The organism is uncultured Rothia sp. (assembly GCF_916049665.1).
GTDB lineage: Bacteria > Actinomycetota > Actinomycetes > Actinomycetales > Micrococcaceae > Rothia.
Genome location: NZ_CAJZIE010000077.1, coordinates 1 through 8,472 on the forward strand (window position 1 = coordinate 1; position 8,472 = coordinate 8,472).

General features: G+C 61.2%; 8 protein-coding genes. All 8 read left to right on the forward strand.

Translation table 11 applies throughout. The annotated features are described in order from the left end of the window. Positions 1-971: dehydrogenase (locus QZ540_RS07410; protein ID WP_294628861.1), on the forward strand; the 971-nt coding region annotated here is incomplete at its 5' end. Positions 972-998: 27 nt separating this feature from the next. Beyond that, on the forward strand, positions 999-2,084 hold the full coding sequence (locus QZ540_RS07415; RefSeq protein WP_049354178.1) for a 4-hydroxy-3-methylbut-2-enyl diphosphate reductase: 1,086 nt from the start codon (positions 999-1,001) through the stop codon (positions 2,082-2,084). A 528-nt stretch (positions 2,085-2,612) separates the two neighbouring features. After that, a complete protein-coding gene (locus QZ540_RS07420) occupies positions 2,613-3,566 on the forward strand; it encodes an ABC transporter ATP-binding protein (protein WP_294628863.1) in 954 nt (317 codons plus the stop codon). A 71-nt stretch (positions 3,567-3,637) separates the two neighbouring features. After that, positions 3,638-4,399 carry an ABC transporter permease gene (locus QZ540_RS07425; RefSeq protein ID WP_294628865.1) on the forward strand — a complete coding sequence of 254 codons (762 nt, stop codon included), beginning with the start codon at positions 3,638-3,640 and terminating at the stop codon, positions 4,397-4,399. Positions 4,400-4,563: 164 nt separating this feature from the next. Next, on the forward strand, positions 4,564-5,832 hold the full coding sequence (locus QZ540_RS07430) for a sensor histidine kinase (protein WP_294628867.1): 1,269 nt from the start codon (positions 4,564-4,566) through the stop codon (positions 5,830-5,832). 136 nt (positions 5,833-5,968) lie between these two features. Continuing rightward, entirely contained in the window at positions 5,969-6,601 is a 633-nt protein-coding gene (locus tag QZ540_RS07435) for a response regulator (RefSeq protein WP_294628869.1), read from the forward strand. Positions 6,602-6,943: 342 nt separating this feature from the next. Then, complete coding sequence (gene ychF, locus QZ540_RS07440) at positions 6,944-8,029, forward strand: redox-regulated ATPase YchF (RefSeq protein ID WP_005505132.1); 1,086 nt, start codon at positions 6,944-6,946, stop codon at positions 8,027-8,029. Positions 8,030-8,176: 147 nt separating this feature from the next. Further along, a partial coding sequence (locus QZ540_RS07445) for a hypothetical protein (RefSeq protein WP_294628871.1) occupies positions 8,177-8,472 on the forward strand: 296 nt, incomplete at its 3' end.

Genomic DNA, 8,472 nt, shown 5'->3' on the forward strand with positions numbered 1-8,472 from the left:
AGCCTCCCTTCGCGGCGGGTTTGCGCAGGTTCCTGACCGTTGTGCTGTGCGCCCTGGCCCTGGTGACCGCTCTGGGTGCAACCACGGGTGCCTGGGTGAACTCCAAGCTCATGTCAGAGCGCGGTTTCTCGCAGATTTCCTCCAACCTGGCGGAGGACTCGCAGCTTGCCTCGCGCATCGCGGACGGTGCAGTCGAAGACCTCATGAACTCCGAAGCTATGACAACCTTCCTCGACGGCACCAAACAAAGCGGCTTATACTCCATTCTTGTAAAGCCGACACAAGACGGCATACGTTCCCTGCTCAACCGATCCGCGGCTGAGCTGTCAAAAACTGAAGAATATCGAAGCCTCTGGAAGGAAATAGCCGAGGAAACTCGCCGCTACAACCTCGAACACCAGGACGGCCCCGCCGTCATTGTGCTCACCCCCTTCTACCGTGCACTGGATGCGAAGGTCGGCTCTATCGGCTCCTTCGACCCGGACCTGACGAAGCTCGGCCCTGAAACCCTCAACATTGACCGGTTGAAGGACGGCAACAACCAGCAGGAGCAGCAGGAATGGTACCTGCATGCCGGCATCAACCGTGCCGCCGCGCTGGGCAAATCCACCGTGCCGCTGACCATCATCTCGGTGCTGAGCCTGCTGCTGGCTACGTTGCTGGCACCCAGGCACCGCATCCTGGTACCGGTGGTCACGGCTCTGCTCTACGCCCTACTGTGTTGGGGCGCGGCAGCCTGGTTCGGCGGCCAAACCCCTGAATCCCTGGGAATTACCAGCCACAGCACCGCCGGAACGGCGCTGATTACCGGGGTATGGAACCAGCTCGCCCCGTCCCTGACCGGGCACTTGCAGGCGGCGGCAAGCTACGGGCTGGTCCTGGCGATTCTCGCCCTGCTCCTCGGTATTCTGATTCGCTTGATCGCCCTGGGACGTAGCTCTGCGAGCGGTGCCACAGTCATCACACACTAAAAGTCCGAACAACGTAGGATAGTAACCATGTCCACTGAAACTATTGCCCTGGGCCTGCCGCCCGTACCCCGCGAGCGCCGCAGCCGCGCCGACGTTGAAGCCGCCGCACCCGTCAACGGCGAGAAGAAGGTCCTGCTCGCCACCCCGCGCGGTTACTGCGCCGGCGTTGACCGTGCCGTGATTGCTGTCGAGAAGGCGCTGGAACACTACGGCGCGCCCGTCTACGTGCGCAAGCAGATTGTTCACAACCGCCACGTGGTGGAGACCCTGGAGAAGCAGGGCGCTATCTTCGTTGATGAAGTGGATGAAGTTCCCGAAGGTTCCGTGACCGTGTTCTCGGCGCACGGCGTGTCCCCGGCGGTGGTTTCCGCAGCTGGCGACCGCTCCCTGAACACTATTGACGCGACCTGCCCGCTGGTGAACAAGGTGCACCGCGAGGCTGTGCGCTTCGCTAAGCAGGACTACGACATCCTGCTCATCGGTCACACCGGCCACGAAGAGGTCGAGGGTACCGCCGGTGAGGCGCCCGAGCACATCCAGATCGTGAACTCGCCCGACGAAGTGGACCAGGTGACCGTTCGCAACCCGGAGAAGGTCGTCTGGATTTCTCAGACCACCCTGTCCGTGGATGAGACCCTGGAAACCGTGGCGCGTCTGCGTGAGCGTTTCCCGTCCCTGCAGGATCCGCCCTCGGACGACATCTGCTACGCAACCTCCAACCGCCAGGGCGCCATCAAGGAGATTGCTCCGCGCGCTGACCTGGTCATCGTGGTTGGTTCGGCAAACTCCTCGAACTCCGTGCGCCTGAAGGAAGTGGCACTCGAATACGGCGCTAAGCGTGCCGAGCGTGTGGACTTCGCACACCAGGTGGACGAGTCCTGGTTCGAGGGTGTGGCGACCGTGGGCCTGACCTCCGGCGCGTCCGTGCCCGAGGTTCTGGTTCAGGAGGTACTGGCCCTGCTCGCCGAGTACGGCTACAACACCATCGAAGAGGTGGAGACCGCGAAGGAAGACATTCTCTTCTCCCTGCCGAAGGAACTGCGTTCCGCCCTGAAGAACGATGAGAACGTGGGCCGCCAGCTCGGTGGCCGCGGCGCTAAGCCCACTCGCTAATACTTTTTAGCTTATGACCCCGTGTCCTCTTCCCCGTGTGGGGAGAAGACGCGGGGTTTTTGCATGTGCTACATGGGATGTACGGGCAGGGACGCTTGGGCAGCTTCGCTGTCACGCTACGCGGGGGAGTGCCCCCTCTGCGGCGCTGAGCGCCTTGAGGACGGAGCCCCCGCTTCGCGTGACAGCCTCCGCTGCTGGGGTAGTGCCTCCCTCTGCGGCGCCCCAACAACGATTGACACCGGCGCTTCGAGGACGGAGCCCCCCGCTTCGCGTGACCGCCTCCGCAGCTTCGTGGTCTCGCTACGCGGTACGCGCCGGTTTCCGCTCGCGGGGTAGTGCCCCCTCTGCGGCGCCCCAACAACGATTGACACCGGCGCCTTGAGGACGGAGCCCCCGCTTCGCGTGACCGCCTCCGCTGGTGAAAATGCCTCGTCATAACGGCCCTCCCACGAACTCATGACATTTGTCATGTGCAGGTCATGACACTCTGTACCGCAGCGGCGCGAAAACCGGCGGTGTAATAGAAACATGAACACCGCAGCACTTCAGAACAGCAAGCCCAACACCGCAGAAACCGTTATTTCCGCCCGCGCCCTCAGCCAGGTTTTCACCACCCGCGCCGCCGGCAAAGTCGTAGCCGTCGACTCGATTGACCTGACCGTCAAGCGCGGCGAAATCATCGCACTGCTTGGCCCCAACGGCGCAGGCAAGACCACCCTCATCGACATGATTCTCGGTCTGACCCAGCCCAGCGGCGGCGAGCTGAGCGTCTTCGGTCGCAGCGCCTCCGAGGCGGCACGCGCCGGTCTACTCGGTGCGGTACAGCAGACCGGTGGCCTGCTCAAGGACCTCACCATCCGCGCCACGGTCGAGATGATTGCGGCGCTGTACCCCAAGCCCATCAACGTGGACGAGGTACTCGCCAACGCCGACCTGACCGAGATTGCTAAGCGTAAGGTCGGCAAGTGCTCGGGCGGTCAGCAGCAGCGCCTGCGTTACGCCCTGGCGACCATGCACTCGCCGGAACTGCTGATCCTGGACGAGCCGACCGCCGGCATGGACGTGAACGCGCGCCGCACCTTCTGGGAGCGCATGGAAGCCATCGCCGAGCGTGGAACGACCATTCTTTTTGCGACGCACTACCTGGAAGAAGCACAGAACTTCGCCCAGCGCATCGTGCTCATGGAATCCGGCTCCATCATCGCTGACGGCTCCTCCGACGAGATTCGCGCCCTGACCGGCCACCGCCACCTTTCTTTCCTCGCACCCGCACCCATCACCGACCTGGATGTTCCGGTCGAGGTGACCGAAGAGTCCGGCGGGTACCGCCACCGCATCTCCGTGCTGGAGATTGAGCAGGTGCTACGCACTCTGCTGAACAACTACAGCATCACCGACCTGGAGGTCATCAAGCCCTCCCTGGACGAGTCCTTCACCCTGCTGACCGAGCAGGCCGCCGCCTCCAAAGCAACCGAAGCCTAAACACTAGACCGCCTCAACACCACGCAGCCTCAACACCGCACACTGCCGCTACACACCTCAAGGAAAACATCATGCTCCGCTACGCACTCTACGACATCCGCGCTTCTATCCTCTCGACCGACCGATTCTTCTTCGGCGTGGCACTGCCCATCGTCTTCTTCTTGCTCTTCGGCGCGATGCAGGACTACTCCTCCCAGCCGATGGGCGACGGCAACGTAGCAGCGTACGTCATGATTGGAATGGCGCTCTACGGTGCCGTGCAGAACACCGTGGCGATTAGCGGCAGCACCGTCGCTGAGCTGTCCAGCGGCTGGAACCGCCAGCTGGCGCTCACCCCGCTGACCACCGGTAAGTACCTGGGCGCGAAGTCGCTGACCGCCCTGGTGATTTCTGCGGTGCCGGTGATTGCGGTGAACCTCGTGGGCATGTTTACCGGCGTTGAGATCCCTGTGAACCAGCAGCTTGCCGCTGGCGCGCTGACGGTGCTGTGCGGTCTGGTGTTCGCCTTCTACGGCATCATGATGGGTCTGCTGATTCGTAACGAGAACGCCGTGTCCATTGCGAACGGTCTGCTGGTGATTATGAGCTTCTTCGGTACCGTGTTCTCCCCGCTGAGCACCGACCTGCTGAAGTACGCACGCTTCACCCCGCTGTACGGTGCCGCCGAGATTGCTCGCTACCCCTTCGCCGCAGGTCAGACCATTATTCTGGGTGGTGGTGAGGACTGGTTCGTCACCGAGCCGCTCTGGTACGCCGTGGTGAGCCTGGCAGTGTGGGCAGCGATCTTCCTGGGTGTTTCTGCCCTGCTGATGCGCCGCTCAACCCGCCGCTAAATGTTTCTTCCCGCCGCAGTCTCAAGGGTTCCGTAGTATCAGGGGCTCCCGAGGCTGCGGCGGAAGCCGTATCCATTCACACTGCATCTACTAACACAGCCCCTACTGACACCGCCGCACCGGTGGCATCTGCACCCGCGGCACCCGCACGTTAGGCTAGAACCATGACCGAAACCCACACCCATACCCATTCCTACGAGAACGAACACCCCCACACGGAGAACGAGGCGGCACCCACTGCCGCGAAGCGCACCCTGGGCAAGCACCGCTTCCGCTTCCTCCACCGGGAACGCAGCGGCAACGTGAACTGGCTGGCACTGGGCTTTAGCGCCCCGTGGCTGGTGTTTCTGCTCATGCCGCTGGACAGCTTCCTCACCACCCCGGAGCTGGCGCCGGTGCGCTGGACTGGCGTGGCGCTAATTGCGGTGTTCGCGGTGGTGAACTGCTCGGCGTACGCGGTGCCGTGGCTGGTGCCGGTCGCCTCCACAACGCGCCGAAGCGTCATCTGGACCATGCTGATGGCACTGCCCGTGGCTGGCCTGACGGTACTGCAGGTGGAATCGGCATATATGGTGTTCCTGTCGTTCAGCATGTACTTTGTGGCGTTCTGGGTTTTTGGCACAATCGCCCCGTACCGCCTGCGCTTGGGTGTAGCGGCGACGATTGCCGTGGCCTGCTGGCTAATTTTTATGGTGGGCACCGGCTTTGATGTCAGCGCACACGGCGGTATCGCTCTCTTTATTGGTGCGCCGATGGCAGGCATGCTGGGCTTCTCCTACCTGATTGAGCTGGGCGAACGCGCGGACGTGGCGCGTGCCTCCCTGGCGCTCTCCGAGGAACGTGAAGAGATTGCCCGCGACGTGCACGACGTGCTCGGCCACTCCCTGACCGTCATCACCCTCAAAGCGGAGCTGGCGCAGCGCCTGCTGGAGATTGACCCCGCCCGCGCCGGCGCCGAGATGGAGGCTATCGCGCAGCTGTCCCGCGCATCCCTGGCGGAGGTCCGCTCGACCGTCACCCGCCTGCGAGTGCCCGACTTCTCGGGTGAGATTGAGGGTGCGGGCCGCGCCCTGCAGACCGCTGGTATTCGCGCCGAGCTGCCGGAGGCTCAGAGCGCGCTCGCGGTGGCTGGTGTGAACGCGAAGCTGTTCTCCTGGGTTCTGCGTGAGGCGGTTACGAACATGGTGCGCCATTCGGGTGCGAACGCGGCGCGGGTGCGTCTGAGCGCAACCGGTCTGGACATCCTCGATAACGGCGTGGGTGTGGGCGATGCGCGCGGTAACGGTCTGACGGGTATGGCTCAGCGTGTGGCGGCGTCCGGCGGTAGCGTGGTGATTGAGGCGGCGCCCGAGCAGTGGCTGGCGGAGAACCCTGGCGGTGGGGTGGGTACGCGCATCCGTGTGAGCATGGACGGTGACACCTCACTGCTGTAGGTAGGTTCTGCAGATTGTGGAACTTGGCGCCGCGCCCTGGACGGGGGAGCTACCCGCCCCTGTATGGTGGTGGTAGACAACCTCACGCGGTTGTTCCGCCCGCCTTATCACCCCGTCTTCAGCCCTGGGAGGCTCCATGATTCGTGTTCTGCTCGCTGACGATCAGCAGCTCATCCGTGAGGCTCTTGCCGCTCTGCTGGGTCTGGAGGTTGACCTGCAGATTGTGGGTCAGGTCGGTAGTGGTGACGAGGTGTTGGGCGCTGTCGCCCTATTGAAGCCGGACGTGGTGCTGTTGGATGTGCAGATGCCCGGTACTTTGCTGGCTGATGGTATTGAGGCGGCTGCGGCGCTACGTGATGCGGGTGCGGTGAGTGAGTCGGGTGAGCCGGTGCGTACGCTGATTGTGACGACGTTTGGCCGTCCGGGTTATGTGCGCCGCGCCCTGGAGGCTGGTGCGAGTGGTTTTGTGGTGAAGGATACGGGTGCTCGCCAGTTGGCGGAGGCGATTCGTCGTGTGCATGCGGGGTTGCGTGTGGTGGATTCGTCGTTGGCGGCGGATTCTTTGGTGACGGGTGCTTCTCCGTTGACGGAGCGTGAGGCGCAGGTGCTGCGTGAGGCGGCGTCGGGTGGTACGGCTCAGCAGATTGCGTCGGCGTTGTTTTTGTCGGCGGGTACGGTGCGTAATTATTTGTCGGCGGCGATGGCGAAGACGGGTGCGTCGACTCGTCAGGATGCGGTGCGTATCGCCACGGAGAACGGCTGGCTCTAACCCGCTGCTTCTCATCTCTTTCTCATTGACCCCCGGCGGGGGAGTGGTAGCGCTTCCTCGCCTCATTTTTTCCCTGCCGTTTTCTCCTTTTCTGCGCCCCGGTTGGTGCCGCTTTTGCGCCTTCGGCGGGGTCTATCATGCACTCGGGGCGGCTCCTGCGTGAACACGGTAGAATGGTAGTGTCTATGCCCGCAGGCGCCCCGCACCCGTTTCTTCTTGAGGCTGGCGGTGTCGCGCTTGGAAGCGGGCACCATTTTCGCCCTGTGCCCGCCCGCACCCGCCGCATCACGTACGCGGCGCATCCTGAGTGTTTGGCGGGGTACATGATTCGAAGGAAAACTTGTGGCTCTAACTATCGGCATTGTTGGCCTGCCTAACGTGGGCAAGTCCACCCTGTTCAACGCTCTGACCGGCAACACTGTGCTGGCGGCTAACTACCCGTTCGCGACCATTGACCCGAACGTGGGCGTGGTGAACCTGCCGGATGCGCGTCTGAACCGTCTGGCTGAGATTTTTGGTTCGGAGCGTATTCTGCCTGCGACTGTTTCGTTCGTTGATATTGCGGGTATTGTGAAGGGCGCTTCTGAGGGTGAGGGTCTGGGTAACAAGTTCCTCGCGAACATTCGTGAGGCGCACGCTATCGCGCAGGTGGTGCGTGCGTTTGATGACCCGGACGTCATTCACGTGGACGGCAAGGTCGATCCCGCCTCCGATATGGAGACCATTAACACTGAGCTGATTCTGGCTGACCTGCAGACTCTGGAGAACGCTATTCCGCGTCTGGAGAAGGCTGTGAAGATTAAGAAGGGTGACGCCGCTCAGCTGGAGACTTACAAGGCCGCGCAGAAGATCCTGGAGGATGGTGACACCATCATTTCTCGTGCGAAGGACGCGAAGCTGGAGCTGGCTCACTTGAAGGAGCTGAACCTGCTGACTGCTAAGCCGTTCATTTACGTGTTTAACGCGGATGAGGGCATTCTGGCGTCTGAGGAGAAGCAGCAGGAGCTGCGTGACATGGTGGCGCCGGCTGAGGCTGTGTTCTTGGATGCGAAGCTGGAGGCTGATCTGGTGGAGCTGTCTGAGGAGGAGGCTCGCGAGATGCTGGAGATGAACGGTCAGGATGAGTCCGGCCTGGACCAGCTGGCTCGCGTGGGCTTCTCGACCCTGGGGCTGCAGACTTACCTGACTGCTGGCCCGAAGGAGGCTCGCGCCTGGACTATTTATAAGGGTGATACTGCGCCGCAGGCTGCTGGCGTGATTCACTCTGATTTTGAGCGTGGCTTCATTAAGGCTGAGGTCGTGTCTTTCAAGGACCTGGACGAGGCCGGCTCCATGGCGGAGGCGAAGGCTCGCGGTAAGGTCCGTATGGAGGGCAAGGACTACATCATGCAGGACGGCGACGTGGTCGAGTTCCGCTTCAACGTCTAAGCTTAGAATAATTAAATAAATTAATATCTGAGTAACAGTGAAGTTATAAGATCCCCTTGAGACAGTTATATCTATGATGAACTGATACTCAAGGGGATTTTATTATATCTATTCAATGTAGGAAATCTACAGTTCTAGGAGGAGCAAATGGTTGATGCATCAAAAGTATCATCAATAAAGATTAAAACAGAGTATGCCGGAGAGAAAGAATATTCAATTTTTACCCGAGTAAATAGTAGAGGGCAAATTCTTGAAGATGCTCAATGCGTTATTATCCTGGGTAAAAACGGCTCGGGAAAAACAACAATTGCGCGTGCACTCGACGGTGGAAGCAATGTTGAATTCTTTAACAAGGACAGGAATTCCCTGGGGGAGGATTGTTCTAATGTTTATGTTTTTGACGAATGGTTTATCGGTGAAAATTTTCGAATGAGTGATGAGGA

What these genes read in the sequence shown, in the direction of transcription:
- QZ540_RS07420 (WP_294628863.1), top strand. Translation starts at nt 2,613, where the DNA reads ATGAACACCGCAGCACTTCAGAACAGCAAGCCCAACACCGCAGAAACC.
- QZ540_RS07425 (WP_294628865.1), top strand. Translation starts at nt 3,638, where the DNA reads ATGCTCCGCTACGCACTCTACGACATCCGCGCTTCTATCCTCTCGACC.
- QZ540_RS07435 (WP_294628869.1), top strand. Translation starts at nt 5,969, where the DNA reads ATGATTCGTGTTCTGCTCGCTGACGATCAGCAGCTCATCCGTGAGGCT.
- QZ540_RS07430 (WP_294628867.1), top strand. Translation starts at nt 4,564, where the DNA reads ATGACCGAAACCCACACCCATACCCATTCCTACGAGAACGAACACCCC.
- QZ540_RS07415 (WP_049354178.1), top strand. Translation starts at nt 999, where the DNA reads ATGTCCACTGAAACTATTGCCCTGGGCCTGCCGCCCGTACCCCGCGAG.